Source organism: Echinicola soli (genome assembly GCF_006575665.1).
GTDB lineage: Bacteria > Bacteroidota > Bacteroidia > Cytophagales > Cyclobacteriaceae > Echinicola > Echinicola soli.
Genome location: NZ_CP041253.1, coordinates 3007008 through 3028249 on the forward strand (window position 1 = coordinate 3007008; position 21242 = coordinate 3028249).

Here is a 21242-nt window from a genome sequence, read left to right on the forward strand (position 1 = left end):
TAAACAAATAAGAAATGATCATACAAGTAAAAAAGGACATCACCGAAGCACAAAAGGAGCGCCTGATCAAAGATATTAATCGAGTGGGGTATAAGATTACTGAAGTGTCCACTCAAAAGGGAACGTATCTGGTGGGAATCGGCAGTACGGAATTTGATATTCGTAAATTTGGACATCATGAGGGTATCCAGGATATCCATATCGTATCCGATGCATATAAATTGGTCTCTAAAAAGTGGAAAGTAAACCCAACTTCCATCGATTTGGGAGATGGTGTATATATCAAGGAAGGTGATATGGCCGTGATGGCAGGTCCATGCTCGATCGAGAGTGAGGAGCAAATTGTAAAAGTGATCGATCACCTGAAGGCCAATGATATCAAAATCATGCGTGGAGGAGTATATAAGCCTCGAAGTAGCCCTTATGCATTCCGTGGATTGGGAATAGAGGGATTGAAGCTTTGGCATGAATTGGCCAGCAAAGCCGGGATCAAGATCATCACAGAGGTGATGCAGGTTTCGCAGATCGAAGAGATGATGGATTATGTGGATGTATTCCAGGTAGGTGCCAGAAATACCCAGAATTTTAATTTGCTGGATGAACTGGGCAAAGTAGATAAGCCGGTAATGATCAAGCGAGGGATTTCCGGTACGATCGAAGAATTGCTGCAGTCAGCGGAATATGTGTTTTCGGGAGGAAATGAGAAGCTGATCCTGTGCGAGCGAGGTATCAGGACGTATGAAAAAGCAACCAGGAATACCCTGGACCTGAACGCTGTGCCGGTGCTGAAGGACAAGTCCCATCTTCCCGTGGTGGTGGATCCATCTCATGGTATCGGTATCCGGAAATTTGTCCACCAAATGGCCTTGGCTGGGGTGATGGCCGGAGCAGACGGGATCATCTATGAAGCCCATGAAATCCCGGAAAAGGCCTATTCAGATGGTCAGCAGACGCTGGATTTTGCCCAAAGTGCCCAATTGGCCAGCCAGATCAGGCAGACGTTTGCGATGAGGAAGACGTTTGATTTGTTGTAAACCTCCATATAAACCGTCATACCGCGAGCGGAACGATAGTGGAGCGAAGCCATCTGTTGGATAAACCCGATATTGTCACGTCGCATGCTACTCACAATGACTTAGGAAAAACCGCTATTGTAAATGCCGCAACGACGGAGTAAAACAATTTAGTGTAATTATGAGACCAAGGAAATCGCTTTTAGCCAATGGTGTTATTGAATTCAGGCTGACATCACTTCACTGATAGTTTAAAAGCGATTTCCCTGATTATGAGACAAGGAATTTTGATTAGAGAAAGTAACTCTTTATCTTTGTGAATCAAGATGAAAAACCTATCCGTAAAATATTACAGCTATTACTACCATTTTCTCCCCAAAAAGGATTAGGTGTAATGCTGTGAGCTTTACTGTGAAAATTATACAAAGGCCTAATCCTACTCGGGATTAGGCCTTTTTTATTTTAACCCATTTTCAGAATATACGTAAATTTAAGTAGAACTAACCCAAATATAAGATGGCAGGTAAACCAGCGGACTGGGTCTTCAAAGACCCTCGACTAAAAGAAATGCACCAGGATTATGATGCTTACACTGAAGAGGATTTTGCGGTATGGAAAACCCTCTACGAGAGGCAAATTGTCAACCTTCCCAAAGCCGCTTCGCAAGCCTATTTGGACGGTATCAAGGAGATCAACTTCAGTGCTGACCGAATTGCCAATTTTGCTGAAGTAAACCGGGTTTTGAGCAAGTCTACAGGATGGGGAGTGCAGGTAGTGCCGGGATTGATTGACGATGATTTGTTCTTTGGTTTGTTGAAAAACAAGCGGTTTCCATCCTCCACATGGCTGCGAAAAATGGAGCAGTTGGATTATTTGGAAGAGCCGGACATGTTTCATGATGCTTTTGCACATATGCCTTTGCTCACCAACCAACCATACGTGGATTTTTTGCAGGACCTAAGTGGGATAGCGCTCAAGTATATTGATGATAAATGGGCGATTCATTTGTTGTCCAGGATCTATTGGTTTACCATTGAGTTCGGATTGATCCGGGAAAATGGTGAATTGCGGATTTATGGTGCGGGGATTTTGAGCTCCGCTGGTGAGACCAAGTTTAGCCTTTCTGATGATCCTGACCATATTGATTATGATGTCAGAAGGATCATGCAGACGCCCTACTGGAAGGATAAGTTTCAGGATAAGTATTTTGTGATAGATAGCTATGAGCAGCTTTATAATTCCATCCCTGAGATCGAGAAAGTCTTGGGAGAAGAGCTGATCGCCAGTGAAGGGCTCGAGAAAGAATAATAAGCTGAGATCGATTTAAAAAATAGTCAATGCGAGTCTGTCTGGTGCCAAACAGGCCTGCCTTTGGCGGTGGACAGGCTCGTAATGACGTCATAACCTTTTTTTATCGAATTGCATTAATCGAACTGAGGTTAATAAGAATGTGGCGAGAAGTTTTGAAGATCAATCTTTCTGCCAAATAGATCGGATAATACCTTCAAAAATAGGATATAATGTTTATTTTTGAGCTGCGAAAATACAAGCGATTCTATGCTTGTACAGTCAGATCAAAAAGTTCACAAACCTAAGCAATAGACCTCAAATTTTCCTTTTGGGACATTGAGGTCTATTTAGCTTTAAAGTAGCAGTATAGTAAATGGATGTAGCCATTATAAAATATAACTCGGGGAATGTATTGTCGGTGCTTTATGCCCTTGAGCGTCTCGGAATCAATGCCAATCTTACCGATAACGTGGAGGAGATCCAAAAAGCCGATAAGGTGATTTTCCCCGGACAGGGGGAAGCTAGTTCGGCCATGAGGTATCTCCGTGAGCGAAACCTTGACCAGCTGATCAAAGCGCTAAAGCAGCCTTTTTTTGGGATTTGCTTGGGGCAGCAGCTGTTGTGTGAATATTCTGAAGAAAATGATACCGAATGCCTGGGGATATTTCCTGTGAAAGTAAAGAAATTTCCGCAGCAGGATAAAGTGCCCCATGTGGGCTGGAATAACCTTCGGGAGACGAAGGGGCCATTACTGGAAGGGATCAATGAGCACGATTATGTTTATTACGTTCACAGTTATTTTGCTGAAATCCACCCTGAATTTACCATTGGAAAAACCCATTATATAGAAGACTTTAGTGCGTTATTGCATAAGGATAACTTCTATGCGATGCAAGCTCACCCTGAAAAGTCCAGTCATTCAGGCCAAAAAATATTAACCAACTTCTTGAATTTATAGTCATGGAAATAATTCCAGCAATAGATATTATCGGGGGCAAATGTGTCCGTTTGACCCAAGGAGATTATGGACAGAAAAAGGAATATGCTGATAATCCACTAGAGGTAGCCAAAAAGTTTGAGCAAGCCGGCATCAAACGGCTTCATTTGGTGGATCTGGATGGGGCCAAAGCCAAGACGATCGTGAACAAGGCCGTACTTGAAAATATCACGTCCAATACTTCCCTAAAGGTGGACTTTGGAGGAGGCGTTCAATCAGATGAGACGATTCAAATGGCTTTTGATGCGGGAGCCAGTCAGGTGACAGGCGGGAGTATTGCCGTAAAGAACCCGGCATTGTTTGAAAGTTGGCTAGTGAAACATGGATCCGAGAAGATCATTCTCGGAGCAGATGCCAAAAACAGAAAAATCGCCATCAGTGGCTGGGAAGAGACTACCGAATCGGATGTGGTAGACTTCATCAAAGCCTATCATGCAAAAGGAGCACGTTATGTGATCTGTACTGATGTGGCCAAAGACGGTTTGCTCCAGGGGCCTTCGGTGGAATTATATAAGGAAATTCTCCAAGAGATACCAGGGGTCCAATTGATTGCCAGTGGTGGTGTTGCGGAGGTGAAGGACTTGGAAGAACTGGAGAAAATCGGTGTGTATGGAGTCATTGTAGGCAAAGCTTTCTACGAAGGGCGAATTAGCCTTGAACAACTGGCTTCCTTTGCCTTGTAGCCTAAAGAAATGGTATGCAGATGATGCGGGCGAAATGGAATAACACAAATTTCAAGTAGCCATATTCGACATTGTCTGTTTTATCAGCGGTCTAATACCAATTGCTCAAAAACCGAGAAACTGATTAATCAAATGTTGACAAAAAGAATAATACCTTGCCTGGATATCAAAGAAGGGCGCACGGTAAAGGGAGTGAATTTTGTGGATTTGCGCGATGCAGGTGATCCAGTGGAGTTGGCCAAGGTCTATTCCGACGAGGGGGCTGATGAGTTGGTGTTTTTGGATATCACTGCCACGGTGGATAAGCGAAAAACCCTGGCCGAATTGGTGACACGAGTAGCCAAAGCCATCAATATCCCCTTTACCGTAGGTGGAGGGATATCCACGGTAGAGGATGTCAAGGTGCTCCTAAATGCCGGTGCTGATAAAATCAGCATCAACTCAGCTGCTGTAAAAAGACCAGAAGTCATTGGTGAAATGGCCGCGGAGTTTGGGAGCCAATGCATCGTAGTGGCCATTGATACCCGAAACGTGGATGGAGTGGATCTCGTACACACACATGGAGGAAGAAAACCTACCACTATCCAAACCCAAGCTTGGGCCAAAGAAGTGGCAGACAGGGGCGCAGGGGAGATACTCTTGACCAGTATGGATCATGATGGTACCAAAGCGGGATTTGCTGATGGGCTGACCAGCCAGATTTCTGCAGCGCTGACCATTCCGGTAATTGCTTCAGGTGGAGCAGGTTCCATGCTGCATTTTAAGGATGTCTTTACAGGAGGAAAGGCCGATGCGGCCTTGGCGGCCAGTATTTTCCACTTTAAGGAAATAGGTATTCCTGAACTGAAGCACTATTTGGCTGAAAAAGGTGTCAATATGAGGATGTGATTTAGGGAGCGGGGGAAAAGAACGCTGGTGACGCGGATAAAGAGGGTGTTCTCTGATATTAGTTGTGTCAATCCAGTTTGTTCGGTCCATTTTTGTGCCATGGAATGGGGCCTGTTTCTGAAAAATGTAATTTAAGTACAATCAAGCAAATGGAAGAATTAAAGATAGATTTTGAAAAAGTAAATGGTTTGGTACCAGCCATCATCCAAGATGCGGATACCAATAAAGTGTTGATGCTGGGGTATATGAATGAGGAAGCACTTAAGAAAACCCAAGAAAGTGGAAAAGTGACCTTCTTCAGCAGGACCAAGCAGCGTCTATGGACTAAAGGGGAGACTTCCGGTAACTTTATGCATGTCCAATCCATCAAAGTTGATTGTGACAATGATACGTTGTTGGTAAAGGCCAATCCTATCGGGCCAGTGTGCCATACCGGGGCAGATACTTGTTTTGATGAAGAAAACACCTCCCAAACCGGATTTATCGATCATTTACGCGGGATCATTAAAGACCGTAAAAACAATCCTTCTGACACATCTTATACGGCCTCACTTTTTGCCAAAGGTATCAATAAAGTAGCCCAGAAAGTAGGCGAAGAAGCGGTGGAGATTGTCATTGAAGCTAAGGATGATAACAAAGATCTCTTTATGGGCGAAGCAGCGGATTTGCTTTTTCACTATTTAGTACTGCTTGAAGCCAAAGGCTATGAGCTGGATGAGGTAATGGATGTCCTTATCAAGAGACACAAATCCTGATATTGTTTTAAAAAATTGGTTTTTAGAATAGCCACGGATGCACTAATACTACTTTTGTTGGTGGATTCGTGGTTATTATTTAAAATGGAACTTTGACATATTTTATGCTCATCTAGGCGTTACCCATTTTGGGTGATCTATGATTTTTGATGCTTATTAGTAATGTGCGTATATGTGCGTATATAAATACTTTTTTTTATTGATATTCGGCTTAATATTGCGTGGTGAACCGATTAAATATGGTTTATTCGGTTAATATTTTATTTGATTCTTGTTTCACCAACAGTTTTTATAAGATTAGTTTTCTTTTTAGTTGGAAAAATTGAATAGGCGCTAAGCTGAACCATTTAAACTACTACTCATGAAATCAGTTTTTTCTGTTTTTATACTATTCTTTATTGTAGCGGCAGGTTTTTGCCAACAAGTGACCATTAGTGGGACAGTACAGGAAGAAGGGTCTAAGGAAAGTCTTATAGGGGTCAATATTTTTGACAAAGTAACCGAAAAAGGCACTGTTTCAAACAGATTTGGCTATTTCAGCTATACGACTGAATCCGACAGTGTGGACTTGTATATTAGTTATGTAGGTTTTAAGACGCAAAGGATACAGTTAACTTCTATTCAAGATACCGTCCTCAATGTGGCACTGATTGCAGATGGGGAGTTGGCAGAGGTGGTGGTCTCAGCACAGGATATGGACAGGATACAGGAAGTCAATCGTATGAGCACCATAGATGTCCCCATTCATCATATAAAAGAATTGCCGGCCTTGCTCGGTGAAGTAGATGTGATCAAAGTACTCCAGCTCCTTCCTGGAGTCCAGTCGGGGACAGAGGGAGCAAGTGGGCTATATGTCCGTGGCGGTGGCCCAGACCAAAATCTGATTTTATTGGATGGAGTGCCCATATATAATGCGTCTCATTTGTTCGGTTTCTTTTCCGTGTTTAATGCGGATGCGCTAAATAATGTAGAACTCATAAAAGGGGGCTTTCCTTCTCGTTTTGGAGGACGATTATCATCAGTGGTGGACGTTACGATGAGGGAGGGTAATATGGAAAAGATCAAGGGAGAAGGTTCGATCGGTATTATTTCATCAAAAGTCACCGTAGATGGTCCTATTCAGAAGGGCAAGACTTCATTTTTGGTCTCAGCAAGACGAACATACTTGGATCTTTTGGCGAGGCCTCTGATCAAAGCCTTTTCGGGGGGAGATGAGAATTCCGGCTATTATTTTTATGATCTGAATGGTAAGGTCAATCACAAAATTGATGATAGGAATAGGTTATATTTCAGTGTATATAAAGGTGATGACAAAGCTTACAACAAGTATTCCAGTTATTATGTAAACAACAATATCCGCACGGATTATGATGATGCTTATGGCATTAGGTGGGGAAATTTTATTTCAGCATTGCGATGGAATAATGTGATTAATAATAAGCTGTTCAGCAATTATACTTTTACATACAGCAAGTACCACTTTGATTTGTTCAGTGATTATTATGAAAAGGTCGATGATGGTGTCAATACCAGCGTTACTGAATATACCGAAAGGTATTTTTCGGGGATACGGGATTGGGCCGGGAAAGTTGATTTTGATTATGTGCCAAACCCTGATCATTATATCCGTTTTGGAGCAAATGTCATTTCACATAAGTTTTCTCCAGGGGTATATGTCACAAAAGGTTCAGGTATCTCAGATATGAAGGAAGGCTCGGAGGAACTCAATTCCACAGAATATGCTATTTATATTGAAGATGACATTGCTGTCACTGATAAGTTGAAGGCTAATTTGGGGGCGCACTATTCAGGTTTTATGACAGAAGGCAAGCATTTTCAATCCTTACAACCAAGAATTGCTGCCAGGTATCTTGTCAATGGAAGTACCTCCATCAAAGCCAGCTATGTGAAAATGGCACAGTATATCCATCTATTGACCAATGCTGGTTTGGGATTGCCCACCGATTTATGGGTTCCTGCCACCGCTGCCATCGGCCCCCAGAAAGCTACCCAGGTAGGCCTGGGCATTGCAAGAAGCTATAGAGGTTTTGAGATTAGTTTAGAAGGATATTACAAGACAATGGATGGCTTGATTGAATACAGAGATGGAGCCACCTACTTAAATGTAGACGAGAACTGGGAGAATAAGGTCGCCGTGGGAGAAGGAAGAAGTTATGGACTGGAGCTCCTTATCCAGAAAAAAATCGGAAAAATATCAGGATGGTTAGGCTATACACTTTCCAAAACAGATAGACAATTCGAAGAAATAAACTTCGGCAAGTGGTATCCATATAAATATGATAGAAGGCATGATATCAGCTTGGCGCTTACGCATGAATGGAAGGATAACAAGGATTTTTCTTTGGCCTGGGTGTATGGGACAGGCAATGCTTTCTCTCTTCCTTCTCTTAGGTATGAGGCACCAGATCGAGAAGATAATAATAGCTGGTACTACAACAATGAAGTGGAGTACTATGAGAGTAGAAATAATTTCAGAAATCGTGACTATCACCGATTGGATTTAAGCTTTAGTTGGTGGAAGACTAAAAAATGGGGCGAAAGGAAGTGGACTTTGGCGATTTACAATGTCTATAATCGCAGGAATCCTTTCTTTATGGATTTAGGCTATGACAATAATGGCAATAAGAAGGTAGTGCAGTATAGCTTGTTTCCATTTATCCCTTCGGTTACCTATGGATTTAAATTCTAATCAAAATGAAGAATCATAACATTATATTTTACCTTGTTCTGAGCGTAGCAATGTTTGGGTGCGAAACAGTCGTAGATGTGGATCTTCCAATAGAAAGGCCCTCTGTGGTGGTCAATGCCAATTTTAGTCATGATAGTATTCCTGTCGCCAAGGTGGTGTTTAGCAAGCACATTTTGGATAATTCTAACGAATACCTTCCGATAAAAGATGCTACGGTACTACTTTCTGACGGTCAAAACCAAGTACCTCTTTTCTTTAATGAAGAAGAAGGCATTTATAGTAATACTAATGTGGTCATAAATGAAGGAAGACGCTATACATTGGATGTGGATGTACCGGGGTATGATAGGGTAACGGGCACAGACAGTATACCGGTAAGTGTGGAGCTAAGGGATGTCATTTATGAAGGCGAGAATTATATCGATGAGTGGGATCAACAACAAAATATAACGTTGGTCTTTAATGATCCTCCAGGAGAAAATTACTTTTTAGTGAAAGCAATTTCTAGTTTTGAAAGTAAGTACGTCGATACTGAAGGGGATTCTGTATTTTATAAAAATGTCCACTATGTGGATTTGGAGGCGAAAAACCCCGTTTATCAACATGAGTTTAGCAACTATTACTCAGTGATGTTTGATGATAAACTATTTGAGGGAGAAGAGGTCAGGTTTGATTTAGTGTCCAGTGGTTCTAGTTTTGGAGAAGATTCTGAATCAGCGGTTGACGTCTATCTTTATTCAGTTTCCAAGGCTTATTATGAGTTTTACACGACTTATGGGCTGCAGAATTGGAACGCTGATGATCCTTTTGCCCAGCCAGTTCAAGTTTTTACAAATATTCAGGGAGGGCTGGGAATTATTACTGGGCGGAGTTCGAGTGTTTTTAAGTACAGGTAATTGCGTCACCATGAAAATCAATTGTGGTATGATGATAGTTTTATTTTAATTAATACACAGGGAATTCTTTCTCCAGTCCCTCAAAATCATCAATCATCAACCAGGATGGAGATGAGGACTGCTTTCGGCCCAGAGCGGGGAAGCTTCCTGTCTTAATATAGTGGATGGCTGCCGCTAATCGTGGCTCTGCTGGATCTCCCCAATCGTATGAAATGCCGTCTACAGCCTCGTAATCTACTGGGAAACCATCGAAGTAGGCTGCTGTGCCATTTGCATTGGCGGTCGAAAAGGTGATGGGAACCAGTTCCACATTACGCTCCTTTAGGTGTTTGTTAAAGTCGGACACTGGAAAAGCACCAACAGGCTTGCCATAGGTATTTTGTCCGACCAACTTTACATCCATGTAGGGAGTGAGACAGTTAATTGTGAGTTCACTGGCAGAGGCAGACCCTCCGGAGGTAATGAAGAAAATGCGGCTGAGCGACAGGTTCCCTTTTTTTTCAAAATAGACACTTTCATTCATTTCTTTTTTGTTGCTGTTGTGTTGGTCGGTGTACATAATGGCCCCATCTGCAGCAGCTGGTATGAGGCTGTTCATAAGCTGCTCGGCCACGCGGACAGCGCCGCCACCATTATAGCGCAAGTCAATGATCAGCTCTGAAATATTCTCCTCTTCCAGCTTGTTCAAGGCCTCTTCGATCTCCTTGCTTTGGGTCGGCTTGAGGCCTGCTGTGGCCTTGAAGCTATTGTAGACAAGGTAACCTGTTTTTTTGCCATTTGCATTGACGGTGGATTGATGTAGAATGGAGTTTGACTGATAAGCTGCCTTGGTATTGGTGCGCGTGGTGGTGGTTCCGTTAGGTAATTCAAAAGTGAAGGTATTGCTGATGCCACTTTCTGCAGGGCCCAGTAGGAAGTTATAGCCAGAGCTGGTTTTGTAATCATCGATGGGTTTGCCATTGACTTGGGTGATTTTCCAGCCTCTTTTCCAGCGATCCTTACCTGCGGGAGCGTCGTCATAGACAAATGTAAGGTAAAGATTTCCGTCTTCAGCAAGCCCCCAGCCAAAGCCATGACCAATATTTTGGCCTGTAAAGGCCTTGTCAAAAGCATCGGGTGTCGTCAGATAAGACCAGCGGTCGAGCTCTTGGTATTTTAAGGCTTCCAAAAGATCATCATATGTAGTGTAGGCATCAAAGTCCACATCAGCAGGCATCTTGTCATTCCAAAAGTACCATTCTCCCATACTGGCATAAATTCCCGTTTTTACTATGCTGTCGGTGAAACGCGGATCATCAAGATCATCGTGACACGAAGTTATGGTCATGATCAACATGCCAAGCAAGGAAAGGCCAATAAAAGGTAGAAGGGCGGCTTTTTTCATAGTGGAATACATCTACATGGATAAACGGAGAAAATCGCTTTTCAGATTTTAAAAAGACTTGATTTTTCCAGTCAGCAAAAATACTGGATAAATCATTGAAAACTAAAACCTACAGCTTGGTTTTGGTGTTATTACTAATGAGTAAACCAGACAAGACTATGGAAAAGACAACTGCAAAGAAGGCAACGAAAATTGACAAGCGGGCAAAAATCATAGACGCTTACAAGACCTATATTTTGGAGCATGGCAAATCTCCAGCATCGGTCTTTAAGTTTACCAATGAACTTAAAATGAAAGAAGTGGATTTTTATGCTTTTTTCTCCAGCTTTACCGCCGTCAAGAGAGCCGTGTGGCAAAAAATCTTCCTAGTCACCCTGGCGGCATTGGAATCTCAGGAAGTCTATAAAGAATACTCGTCAAGGGAAAAGCTGTTGGCATTTTTTTATACATGGATTGAGGAATTAAAGCATAATAGAAGCTATTTGCTAGTGCTTTACGGGGTACATCAGCTGCCTGGCCAATCCTTGCCGCAAGAATTGCAAGGATTCAGAAATGATTTTAAGGAATATGTGAAGGGTGTCCTTTCGGAAGGAGAGGAGAATGATGAAATCGCCAAGCGTCCTTACCTGAGTGACAAGTATGATGAGGCTTTATGGTTGCAGGTTTTGTTTGTGTTTAGGTTTTGGATAAAAGACCATTCCGATGGTTTCGAAAAGACCGATGAAGCCATTGAGAAATCCGTGAATCTGGCCTTTGACCTGATGGGAAAGAGTGCCTTGGACACCTTTGTGGATTTTGCCAAATTCCTTTATCAATCCCGTTAATCGATTTTATCAGTGGAAAAAAAAGAACAAGCCAGCATTCCCGTGGGCAAGGTCCAGCGGGCAGCCAAGTTTATCAAAACAGGGGCAAAGGTCGGGGGGAATTACGTAAAGCACTACGCCCGAAAGTTTAAGGATCCCGAGCATTCCCGGGATCAACTGGACAATGATAATGCAACGGATATTTACGGTTCGCTGAGTGAGCTGAAGGGAAGTGCATTGAAAGTGGCACAGATGATGTCCATGGACAAAAACCTTTTGCCAAGGGCTTATCAGGAACAATTTGCCATGGCTCAGTATAGCGCCCCTCCCTTATCGTATCCCTTGGTGGTCAAGACATTTCAGAAGTATTTCGCGAAAGGACCAGAAGCTATTTTCGAAACGTTTACACGGTCTGCCGTGAATGCCGCTTCAATCGGTCAGGTACACCAAGCCACCTTGGAAGGGAAGAAGTTGGCGGTGAAAATCCAATATCCTGGTGTCGCCAGTAGTGTGAGCTCTGATCTGAAATTGGTGCGGCCTTTTGCCCTTCGGTTGTTGAATATTAGTGAAAAGGAACTTAGTCACTATATGGCCGAAGTAGAGGAGCGGTTGCTGGAAGAGACAGATTATAAGCTCGAAGTAAAGCGTTCAAAGGAGATTTCTGCGGAATGCAGCCACATTCCACATTTGGCCTTTCCCACCTACTATGAGGCGCTCAGTTGTGAGCGTGTCATCACGATGGACTGGCTGGAAGGAAAGCATATCAAAGAGTGGCTTCAGACGGGCCCTTCTCAGGAAGCAAGAAATCGGATAGGACAAGCACTGTGGGATTTTTATCATCACCAAGTGCATGAGCTAAAGCAAGTCCATGCAGATCCTCATCCCGGTAATTTCATCATGATGAAAAAAGGGGACTTGGGGATTATTGATTTTGGGTGTGTCAAAGTGATTCCTGAAGATTTTTACCTGGGATATTTCAGTTTGATCAAAAAGGAGTTGGTGGCCAATAAAGAAGAGCTGGATAAAATATTCTATGACCTGGAATTTATCTCTGATAGGGATACGGCCGAAGAAAGGATATTCTTCAAATCTGTTTTTAAAGAGATGATTTCATTGATAGGTAGACCTTTTCACCAGGAGTGGTTTGATTTTGCAGATGACACTTATTTCGATCAGATCTTTGCGCTAAGTGATCGGGTATCCAATGATAAAATGTTCAAAAAATCCAGGCAAGCAAGGGGCTCTAAACATGGTTTATATGTGAATAGGACGTATTTTGGGTTGTATAGTCTGTTGAATCAGTTGCAAGCAAAAGTGAAAACCACAAAGCCGGATTGGTTGAAATAAGTGGTATTGTTCGCAAAACTGCCATGACGGAAAAGTTTCACTGACTTAGAAGGATTGATCGAATTTTCATCGGTTTAAAATAGAGAAACGTCACTGCGAGGCATGAGTAGTGACATGCGGGCTGCTGTCGTGGCAGTCTTTTTATTTTGGGAAAACGCCCCCTTTTTAGTGGGCAATCGAACTAAAAAGGGGGCGAAGGTAATTCCATTCTGATGGATTGATGCTCTTTATGGGTTGATTTTACGTGTTATGGCTGGCTATAGCTAATACGATAAATGCAATTGGCCATATCATCGGAGATGAGAAGGCTGCCATCAGGCAATTCCTGCACATCTACTGGACGACCCCAAACTTCTTGGCTGGCATCGTCCAACCAGCCTGAAGCGAATACTTTTTCACCTGCCACTTCACTGCCGTCAAGCGCGACGTTGGTGACGGTATAGCCACTTTTTTTGCTTCTGTTCCAAGAGCCGTGTTTGGCCACGAAGATGGACTTTTTATAAGTGTCAGGGAACATGTTTCCAGCATAAAAACGCATTCCCAAAGGTGCCACGTGCGGGCCTAGTGTTGCTTTTGGAGCTACATAGGCAGATTGGTCTTTTCCTACATCTCCAAATTCAGGATCTTTCACATTTCCTTGGTGCCAGTAGGGATAGCCAAAATGTTGGCCTGCTTCAGTTACGGCATTTAGTTCACATTCAGGGACATTGTCACCCATTTGATCGCGACCATTGTCCGTAAACCAAAGGTTTTTGGTATCTGGATGCCAGTCAAAGCCCACAGAATTTCGCACACCGTGTGCAATGATCTCTGGTTCTGGGTTTTCAGCATTTACATCCAAACGCGTGATCGAGGCAAAGATTTCTTTTTCAGGTTCGCAGATATTGCAAGGAGCGCCGACAGGGACGTATAAAAGACCATCAGGGCCAAATGCAATAAATTTCCACCCATGGTGCCCTTCTGTAGGGTATTGGTCGTAAACCACCTCGAATCTTGGATCAGTCAAGTGATTCTTGATATCGGGAAATTTAAGGATACGGTTGATTTCAGCGACATAAAGGTCTCCATCTTTATAGGCCACACCATTGGGGGAATTAAGGTTTTCGGCAAGGGTGTAGCGGAAATCGGCTTTGCCATCTCCATCGGAATCGATGACAGCATACACATTTTGCTCCTGACGGTTACCGACAAAGACGATCCCCTCTTCGGATATGCTCAGTGACCTGGCATTGGGGATGTTGGCCGCCCACACGTCAATGGTGAATTTTTCCGGTAATTGGATGGTTTCTAGCTGTACATCAGCAGAATCAGCCGAAATATCTACTCGGTTTTTTCCCTCTGCCGCTTCTATTGGCTTGAGTTTATTTTCTTGATCAGTTTCACAAGAGAACAATAAGATGCTGAGCCATAAAGCACCAAACAAGGTTTTGTGATAATTCATAAAATAGGGTTTGTAGTTTTCAATAATTCTTAAAGTTAAGAAAAAGCTGAATTTTTTCATCATTATGATTTATAAGCGGGAGAATCCTTATTTTTGCAGCATGTTATCCATCAATAATTTATCCTATTACATCGGTGGGAGGGCATTATATGAGAATGCTTCCCTTCATGTCAAACCAAAAGACAAAATTGGCTTAGTTGGCCTCAACGGGACCGGTAAGTCTACTTTGCTCAAAATTATCAACGGTGATTATCAACCCAGTAAAGGTGAGATCCAAAAAGCGAAAGATTGCACCATTGGCTTTCTGAATCAGGACCTTTTGTCCTATCAGTCTGATGATAGTATCTTGGAGGTGGCCTTGGAAGCTTTTAAGGAGACGTTGGGCTTGCAGGCGGAGATAGATGCTGTGTTAAAGCAGATGGAAACAGATTATTCAGAAGAAATCATTAATAAACTGGCCCATTTGCAGGAGCGGTTCGAAGCCAATGAGGGATATACCATTAAGGCTAAGGCAGAGGAAGTGTTAGAGGGCATCGGGTTTGCTACCGGTGACTTGGGAAGGCCGTTAAGAACCTTTTCGGGAGGTTGGCGAATGCGTGTGATGCTTGCAAAATTACTGTTGGAAAGGCCTTCATTGTTAATGCTCGATGAGCCAACCAACCACCTAGACCTGCCTTCTATCCAGTGGGTCGAAAATTACCTGAAGACTTATGAAGGAGCGGTGATCGTGGTATCCCACGACCAGACTTTTCTTGATAACTGCATTGAGACCACTGTAGAGGTGTCACGGCAGTCATTAACACCATATGCTGGGAATTATTCCTTTTATAAGGAAGAGAAGGTCGAGCGGGAAGAAATTCAGCAAAATGCTTACGAGAACCAACAAAAGATGATCAAAGACACCGAGCGTTTTATTGAGCGTTTTCGTGCCAAAGCTTCCAAATCCAACCAGGTGCAGTCCCGTGTCAAGGCGTTGGAAAGAATGGATCGGGTCAATGAGGTGGTCAGTGACAATATCGCTGTGAATTTTAAATTTAAGTTTTCCAAGCAATCTGGAAGGGATGTGGTGACCTTGGACCAAGTGTCCAAGGCTTATGGCGACATCAATATTCTACAAAACACCTCTGCTAGAATCGAGCGTGGCGATAAGATAGCCCTAATCGGTGCCAATGGGAAAGGCAAGTCGACATTGCTTCGAATCATAGATGGTTCTGAAAAGATCAATGGCGAAAGGCAAGAGGGGTATAATGTGGTCAAGTCCTTTTTTGCACAGCACCAATTGGAGGCCCTAAATGTCAATAATGAAATCCTGCAGGAGATGGTGCAGGCAGGAAGTGACAAAACAGAAACCGAACTCAGAAATGTGCTGGGCTGCTTCTTGTTTACCAATGACGATGTGTTCAAAAAGGTAAAGGTCTTATCTGGAGGTGAAAAATCACGGGTGGCATTGGCCAAGACCTTGATTTCGGAAGCTAATTTCCTTTTGCTGGATGAGCCTACAAACCACTTGGATATGCAATCCGTCAATATCCTGATCCAGGCACTAGAGCAGTATGAGGGGACATTCATTACGGTTTCCCACGATCGGCATTTCATCAAGGGCGTGGCCAATAAAATTTGGTATATCGAGGACCATGAAATCAAGGAGTACCCTGGTACCTACGGTGAATACATGTTTTGGAGGTCGCAGCAGGAAGAAAAGGGTGTTGCTACAGCTCCCAAAAAGGAAAAAGTGGCCAAGCCAAAGCCTGCTCGGAATGATGGTGAAGTGAATCAGGCCAAAAAGGACCTAAAGAAAAAGGAACGTGAACTAGAGGAAGTAGAAGGCCAAATCATGAAACTGGAAGAGGAAAAAGCCGCACTGGAGAAGCGACTTGCCGATCCGGCGGTTTTCCAAGATGAAGCAGAATCGCAACAGGTGAACAAAGCATATGAGGAATTGAGGGGGAAAGAGCAAAGACTTACTTTAAGTTGGGAGCAGTTGGCGGAGGAAGTACAGGAACTCCAGGAGGCCGCTTCCTGAACAAATTAATATGTGTTAAAAATGAAATGCCAGATCTGCGATATAGCAGATTTGGCATTATTTTTTATCTTGCTCTTTGATTATGAAAATTACCAAGTTGACTATGCGAATATTGACCGTATTATTTTGGTTCGTTAGCTTTTTTCCGATAGTGGTATTTGGCCAAGAGGTGTTGGGCAATAAAGTATTTGAAGAAAATATCCAGACGGTACAGCTTTACCGCAGTGGCGGTAATATGTCTGCCCAAATGAATGCACCCGTGATTGCTTTGGGGAGTGGAGGGCTGATATTGGAGTTTGATGACCTTGCTTATGAGCCTGATCGCTATTCGGCCACTTTGATCCATTGTGATGCGGACTGGACACCCTCAGGGCTTAAGGCGGCTGATTACCTGTCGCGTTTTAATGAATTTAACATTACCGAGTATGATTATTCTATAAACACCAGAGTGCCCTATGTGCACTTTACTTTTCCTGTTCCCCAAGTGACCAAATCCGGAAATTATATCCTGAAGGTATACAGAGGAAGAAACGAGGACGAAGTGATCATCACACGTCGGTTTATGGTGTATCAGGATCAGGCAAAAGTGGGTGTGCAGCTGTTGCCTCCCACGATGAGTGAAGACAGGATGAGTGGGCAGCAGATTGATGTTTTAGTAAATTACGGTGCCAGAGAACTCAAAAATCCCCTTGAGAATGTACAAGTCGTGGTGCGCCAAAACCAACGATGGGACAATGCGAAAGTGGGAGGAAAGCCATCATTCATCCGTCATGACAAGAGTCAGCTGGAATACCGGTTCTTTGCGGGAGAGAATATCTTCGAGGCAGGCAATGAGTTTCGGTTTATAGATTTACGGTATGTCAGGACTACAGGAAGAAATATCGTTTCGGTGGATATGAAAGATGATGTGGTATACGCTTCCACAGCGATCAATGAACCAAGGAGTACCACGAGCTATCTTGAATACCTGGACCTAAACGGCCAGTATGTGGTCGAAAACCAAGAACGGGGAAATCCCAAACTGGAAAGTGAATATGTGCTGGTGACCTTTCGGGCTGATATGGGAGAGGTAGCCGGAGAGCCTTTTATCTTTGGGGCACTGACCAATTGGGGACAATCTGCGCAGGCTATAATGACCAAGAATGCCTCTAGCGGTGATTATCGCACATCTTTGTTGTTGAAACAAGGTTGGTACGATTATCAGATAGCGGTAAAAAAGGAGGGGAAGTGGAATACTGCCTTCATGGAAGGAAGCCATTTCCAGACAGAGAATGAGTATGACGTTTTGGTGTATTATAGGGATTTTGGCTCTCGGTATGACGAACTGATTGGGTATACGGCCATAAATGCCAATAAGCGGAGGTTTTGAGAAAATACGCATCAATTTCTGGCCTGTGTTTTTATGGGCTGCGGAACCGTTTTGATGGCACGCTGATGACGCAGATAGGGAAGATATCCGCTGATTTTTTTTGCTTTCACCCGACAAAATTTCACCTACGCTAAAAAGTAGGTTTAAACGAAAGGAGAAAAGATTTTTTTGATTTCCTGAAACCACCCCGTCCTCTGAAGGAATGATCAGAAAGTCCCCTTTAGGGGATTTAGGGGTAGATTTTGACGAATTTTCTTCAAAGGCAAAAACTTAACTCGGATGCCAATGATTTGGAAAGTGAAAAATAAAAAAAAAGCCCGGCAGTACTGGCCGGGCTTTTCGATGTTCTACTCTTGTTCGTCTTCATCTGTTGAACGAGACTGGTCTTGCTGTCGGGACTTGTAAGGAACAAATCCTTCCCTTTTGAACTTATAAGGTTCTGTGCGTTGACTCGGTGAGTTGTTGGCCAGATCCAGCATTCCGAAGCCTTTATGCGTAAAAGCTCCCAGTCCACATTTAAACACGAAATCCTGTACTTCATGTGCAGCATAAAGCGTGAAAGGCAGGGTGTAGCCTCTTACTTCATACTTTACGTCCATGTCGTACACGGAGTAAATCCGAGCAAATTTCTTTTGCTGTTCCTTCAGCTTATTTACATAATTCATGTCGGGTACTACCTGGAATTTATAGAAAGATTCCATTTGTTCCTGGCTATACCATCCTGATCGCTCCATTCGGGTCAAGGTAGATTCGTATAACAAATCCGAAAACTCGTCCGTGTCTGGGTTGATGAACCTTTTACCGGAATCATCATCAAACGTAGGAGTCAAGAGCACCAATGGAGAGATACAAACAAATTTGTTTGAAGCTTCCAATTCCGGCTCAGATTCTTTTTCTGTGTACTCAGGGGAGATGATGAGATTTCCTAACTCAATTTTTGGCGTTTTGAATACTTGCTCTAGCAGATAGTCAAGAAAGTCTTCATTGGGTGATGAAAGCACTAAGGTAACTAAGCTTGAGTAATAATGCAGGCCACTTCTACTTACTTTGGTCTGGCCTTTAAGACCAGAGAAGTTGAAGTAATTGTAGTTGAAAAACTCTTCACGACCACCTTTTACAATCAGACCTTTAAGAAACTGGGCCAAAATGTATTGGTGATGAAAGGGTAAATAAGCGCCTTTGTTCTTTAACGAAAATATTAATCTAATTCTCACGGCATTAAAAATGAAATGTTAAACAATAAATTAATCTTTAATCCTCTTCGTATATCTATAACGATATAATAACCAATTCATTCGCAAAATTATAATAAAATTTCAATATATCTTAAACATTAAACCTAAAATGCATAATGTCACCGTCTTTAACCACGTATTCTTTGCCTTCAATGGCTGTTTTTCCGTTTTCACGACAAGCAGCTTCAGTTTTGAAAGTTTCATAATCCGGTAACTTAATGACCTCCGCTTTGATGAATCCACGCTCAAAATCGGTATGGATTACACCAGCGGCGGCAGGTGCTTTCCATCCTTTTTTAATGGTCCAAGCTCTAACTTCCTGTTTGCCGGCAGTAAAATAGGTAATCAAGTCAAGTAAATCATAGGCAGCTTTGATAAGTCTGTTGAGCCCGCTTTCTTCCAGGCCATACTCACCCAAAAACAGCTGTTTTTCTTCCAAATCTTCAAATTCTGCGATTTGCGATTCGATAGCAGCACAAAGCATGATCACTTCTGCGTTTTCATCCTTCACGTTTTCCTTGAGTTGCTCTACATGTTCGTTTCCACTTTGTATGCTGCCTTCATCTACATTGGCCACATACAGCACTGGTTTGATCGTCAGTAGATGGATGTCCCTGACCGCTTCAAGGTCTTCCTTCTCCACATCGATTGCCCTTGCATTTTTTCCTGCTTCAAGTCCGGCCTTGAACACCTTTAGGATTTCCAGCTCTTTCTTGGCTTTCGCATCACCTGATTTGGCGATTTTTTCGATCCTCAAAATCTTTTTATCAACAGATTCAAGATCTTTTAACTGAAGTTCGGTATCTATTACCTCTTTGTCAAATATTGGGTCAACTTTTCCTGCCACATGGACCACATTATCGTCATTGAAGCATCGGATTACGTGGACGATGGCATCCACTTCGCGGATATTGGCAAGGAACTTATTACCTAATCCTTCTCCTTTACTGGCTCCTTTTACCAGTCCCGCGATATCCACAAATTCAATGACGGTGGGCATCACCCTTTCCGGATTTACCAATCCTTCCAATACCTTTAGTCTATGATCAGGTACGGTAACAACACCTACATTAGGTTCGATGGTACAGAAAGGGAAGTTTGCCGCTTCTGCCTTTGCACTGGATAGTGCATTGAATAATGTTGATTTTCCGACGTTGGGCAAGCCAACGATGCCACACTGTAATGCCATTTAATTTTTAGCTATTATATTTTAAATATGCGGTACTCCTTATATCCTTTGTAGAACTCCTGTACAGAAACCCTGAAAATCGTATAAATTGGGATGGCAAGTACCATGCCGATCACCCCACCGACTTTTGCACCTGCAAAGATAATAACAAATATTTCAAGTGGATGCGCTTTTACGGATTTCGAGAAAATTAAGGGTTGTAAAAGGATATTATCTGTAAGTTGTACCACCGAAAAGACAGCCAAAATCTTCAAAATAAAGAAGGGCATTTCCTCTGTGCCGATAAAATCACCTGTAATAAGGCCCACAATCACGCCAAATGTAGCGCCCAGCATAGGTCCTGCGTAGGGGATGAGGTTTGCCACTGCCGCGAAAACACCGATGGTAAGGGCGTAATCCACTCCGACGATCGCCAGTCCAGTGGAGGCGATGGTGAATATGGCACTCATTTGAACGAGCAACCCCACCAGGTAATTGGAAAGGAGCCGTTCTACTTTGTGAAAGGTGGCCACAGAAAGTTCAAAGTACTTGTTCGGGACCAAATTGATGATGTTTCTTCGCAATAATCCATTTTCCAATAACAAAAAGAACGAAATGAAGACCACTGCCAGTATGGTGATCAAAAGTGTACTCGTGGTATTTATCAGGCTGTTGATAAAGCCCTGGAAATTGATTTCCCGGATACTGGAAAGGATGGTGTCTTTTACTTGTTCAAATAGATGACCTGGGTTATTGCTTAATAGATTCAGTCTTATCAGGAAACCTTCCACTTTATTGATAGGGCGTTGGATCTGTTCGTAGAGAAATTCAATGTCTACATTTTGAATGATTTCAACCTGATCGATGATCAGCGGGATAAACAGCAATGTGATCAGAAACAGTACCATACCAATGGTTGCGAAGGAGCAAAGGATTGCCATCCATCGTGGGATGTGGTGACCGAACACGTGAACACTGTTGATTCGGTTGGTCATTGGTCGTAGGGCTGCAGCTATAACCAACGAGATGATCAGGTAAAATGCAATGTTAGAAAAGTACCAGCCCAGTAATAGAAGGATGATGGTAAAGGCCAGGACGGAAATGATCAGTTTCTGCATACCATAAAAATAAAAAAGAGATTGAACCCATACTACTTTGTGCAAAAAGAATTTTACATAAAGTGAGCCGCTCTACTAAAAAAAGAGCTTAGCCATGGTAAAGGTTCAATCTCAATGGTTCT

General features: G+C 42.9%; 17 protein-coding genes. 12 read left to right on the forward strand and 5 right to left on the reverse strand.

The features are described 5' to 3' along the window. The first annotated feature begins 14 nt into the window (after positions 1-14). The 8 genes from aroF to FKX85_RS12045 all read left to right on the forward strand — a co-directional run bounded on the left by aroF (position 15) and on the right by FKX85_RS12045 (position 9232). Positions 15-1034, forward strand: coding sequence for a 3-deoxy-7-phosphoheptulonate synthase (aroF, locus tag FKX85_RS12010; protein WP_141614960.1), 1020 nt, complete (start codon positions 15-17; stop codon positions 1032-1034). 495 nt (positions 1035-1529) lie between these two features. Beyond that, a complete protein-coding gene (locus FKX85_RS12015) occupies positions 1530-2321 on the forward strand; it encodes a phenylalanine 4-monooxygenase (RefSeq protein WP_141614961.1) in 792 nt (263 codons plus the stop codon). A gap of 355 nt (positions 2322-2676) precedes the next feature. Continuing rightward, positions 2677-3261 carry an imidazole glycerol phosphate synthase subunit HisH gene (hisH, locus tag FKX85_RS12020; RefSeq protein ID WP_141614962.1) on the forward strand — a complete coding sequence of 195 codons (585 nt, stop codon included), beginning with the start codon at positions 2677-2679 and terminating at the stop codon, positions 3259-3261. Between the two features lie 2 nt (positions 3262-3263). Further along, positions 3264-3983, forward strand: coding sequence for a 1-(5-phosphoribosyl)-5-[(5-phosphoribosylamino)methylideneamino]imidazole-4-carboxamide isomerase (gene hisA, locus FKX85_RS12025; protein WP_141614963.1), 720 nt, complete (start codon positions 3264-3266; stop codon positions 3981-3983). A 132-nt stretch (positions 3984-4115) separates the two neighbouring features. Further along, positions 4116-4871, forward strand: a complete 756-nt coding sequence (hisF, locus tag FKX85_RS12030; RefSeq protein WP_141614964.1) for an imidazole glycerol phosphate synthase subunit HisF — start codon at positions 4116-4118, stop codon at positions 4869-4871. 149 nt (positions 4872-5020) lie between these two features. Then, positions 5021-5626 carry a bifunctional phosphoribosyl-AMP cyclohydrolase/phosphoribosyl-ATP diphosphatase HisIE gene (gene hisIE, locus FKX85_RS12035; protein ID WP_141614965.1) on the forward strand — a complete coding sequence of 202 codons (606 nt, stop codon included), beginning with the start codon at positions 5021-5023 and terminating at the stop codon, positions 5624-5626. Positions 5627-5987: 361 nt separating this feature from the next. Next, positions 5988-8336, forward strand: a complete 2349-nt coding sequence (locus FKX85_RS12040; RefSeq protein WP_141614966.1) for a TonB-dependent receptor — start codon at positions 5988-5990, stop codon at positions 8334-8336. 5 nt (positions 8337-8341) lie between these two features. After that, a complete protein-coding gene (locus FKX85_RS12045; protein ID WP_141614967.1) occupies positions 8342-9232 on the forward strand; it encodes a DUF4249 domain-containing protein in 891 nt (296 codons plus the stop codon). A 49-nt stretch (positions 9233-9281) separates the two neighbouring features. Here FKX85_RS12045 and FKX85_RS12050 read toward each other — a convergent pair whose 3' ends face one another. Further along, positions 9282-10616, reverse strand: coding sequence for a S41 family peptidase (locus FKX85_RS12050; protein WP_141614968.1), 1335 nt, complete (start codon positions 10614-10616; stop codon positions 9282-9284). 158 nt (positions 10617-10774) lie between these two features. Between FKX85_RS12050 and FKX85_RS12055 the strand changes: the two genes are divergently transcribed. Continuing rightward, a complete protein-coding gene (locus tag FKX85_RS12055) occupies positions 10775-11440 on the forward strand; it encodes a TetR/AcrR family transcriptional regulator (protein ID WP_141614969.1) in 666 nt (221 codons plus the stop codon). 12 nt (positions 11441-11452) lie between these two features. After that, positions 11453-12766, forward strand: coding sequence for an ABC1 kinase family protein (locus FKX85_RS12060; protein ID WP_141614970.1), 1314 nt, complete (start codon positions 11453-11455; stop codon positions 12764-12766). 247 nt (positions 12767-13013) lie between these two features. On the opposite strand, the gene FKX85_RS12065 is transcribed toward FKX85_RS12060, so the two are convergent. Next, on the reverse strand, positions 13014-14207 hold the full coding sequence (locus FKX85_RS12065) for a PQQ-dependent sugar dehydrogenase (RefSeq protein ID WP_141614971.1): 1194 nt from the start codon (positions 14205-14207) through the stop codon (positions 13014-13016). 100 nt (positions 14208-14307) lie between these two features. Between FKX85_RS12065 and FKX85_RS12070 the strand changes: the two genes are divergently transcribed. Together FKX85_RS12070 and FKX85_RS12075 are read left to right on the forward strand one after the other, a co-directional pair. Next, positions 14308-16230: an ABC-F family ATP-binding cassette domain-containing protein gene (locus FKX85_RS12070; protein WP_141614972.1), complete on the forward strand. Its 1923-nt coding sequence runs from the start codon at positions 14308-14310 to the stop codon at positions 16228-16230. 103 nt (positions 16231-16333) lie between these two features. Continuing rightward, positions 16334-17599 (forward strand): type IX secretion system plug protein, encoded by a 1266-nt coding sequence (locus tag FKX85_RS12075; RefSeq protein ID WP_141616784.1) that lies wholly within the window; start codon positions 16334-16336, stop codon positions 17597-17599. Between the two features lie 347 nt (positions 17600-17946). Here FKX85_RS12075 and cas6 read toward each other — a convergent pair whose 3' ends face one another. The 3 genes from cas6 to FKX85_RS12090 form a co-directional block, all read right to left on the reverse strand. Further along, positions 17947-18813, reverse strand: coding sequence for a CRISPR-associated endoribonuclease Cas6 (gene cas6 / locus FKX85_RS12080; RefSeq protein ID WP_141614973.1), 867 nt, complete (start codon positions 18811-18813; stop codon positions 17947-17949). A gap of 112 nt (positions 18814-18925) precedes the next feature. After that, positions 18926-20023 carry a redox-regulated ATPase YchF gene (ychF, locus tag FKX85_RS12085; protein ID WP_141614974.1) on the reverse strand — a complete coding sequence of 366 codons (1098 nt, stop codon included), beginning with the start codon at positions 20021-20023 and terminating at the stop codon, positions 18926-18928. Positions 20024-20037: 14 nt separating this feature from the next. Further along, positions 20038-21120 (reverse strand): AI-2E family transporter, encoded by a 1083-nt coding sequence (locus FKX85_RS12090; protein WP_141614975.1) that lies wholly within the window; start codon positions 21118-21120, stop codon positions 20038-20040. Between the last annotated feature and the right edge of the window lie 122 nt (positions 21121-21242).

Coding starts and splice junctions, on each gene's coding strand:
- aroF (WP_141614960.1), top strand. CDS start 15: ATGATCATACAAGTAAAAAAGGACATCACCGAAGCACAAAAGGAGCGC.
- FKX85_RS12045 (WP_141614967.1), top strand. CDS start 8,342: ATGAAGAATCATAACATTATATTTTACCTTGTTCTGAGCGTAGCAATG.
- ychF (WP_141614974.1), bottom strand. CDS start 20,023: ATGGCATTACAGTGTGGCATCGTTGGCTTGCCCAACGTCGGAAAATCA.
- hisF (WP_141614964.1), top strand. CDS start 4,116: ATGTTGACAAAAAGAATAATACCTTGCCTGGATATCAAAGAAGGGCGC.
- FKX85_RS12015 (WP_141614961.1), top strand. CDS start 1,530: ATGGCAGGTAAACCAGCGGACTGGGTCTTCAAAGACCCTCGACTAAAA.
- FKX85_RS12075 (WP_141616784.1), top strand. CDS start 16,334: ATGCGAATATTGACCGTATTATTTTGGTTCGTTAGCTTTTTTCCGATA.
- hisH (WP_141614962.1), top strand. CDS start 2,677: ATGGATGTAGCCATTATAAAATATAACTCGGGGAATGTATTGTCGGTG.
- FKX85_RS12070 (WP_141614972.1), top strand. CDS start 14,308: ATGTTATCCATCAATAATTTATCCTATTACATCGGTGGGAGGGCATTA.
- FKX85_RS12055 (WP_141614969.1), top strand. CDS start 10,775: ATGGAAAAGACAACTGCAAAGAAGGCAACGAAAATTGACAAGCGGGCA.
- FKX85_RS12090 (WP_141614975.1), bottom strand. CDS start 21,120: ATGCAGAAACTGATCATTTCCGTCCTGGCCTTTACCATCATCCTTCTA.
- hisIE (WP_141614965.1), top strand. CDS start 5,021: ATGGAAGAATTAAAGATAGATTTTGAAAAAGTAAATGGTTTGGTACCA.
- FKX85_RS12040 (WP_141614966.1), top strand. CDS start 5,988: ATGAAATCAGTTTTTTCTGTTTTTATACTATTCTTTATTGTAGCGGCA.
- FKX85_RS12050 (WP_141614968.1), bottom strand. CDS start 10,616: ATGAAAAAAGCCGCCCTTCTACCTTTTATTGGCCTTTCCTTGCTTGGC.
- hisA (WP_141614963.1), top strand. CDS start 3,264: ATGGAAATAATTCCAGCAATAGATATTATCGGGGGCAAATGTGTCCGT.
- FKX85_RS12065 (WP_141614971.1), bottom strand. CDS start 14,207: ATGAATTATCACAAAACCTTGTTTGGTGCTTTATGGCTCAGCATCTTA.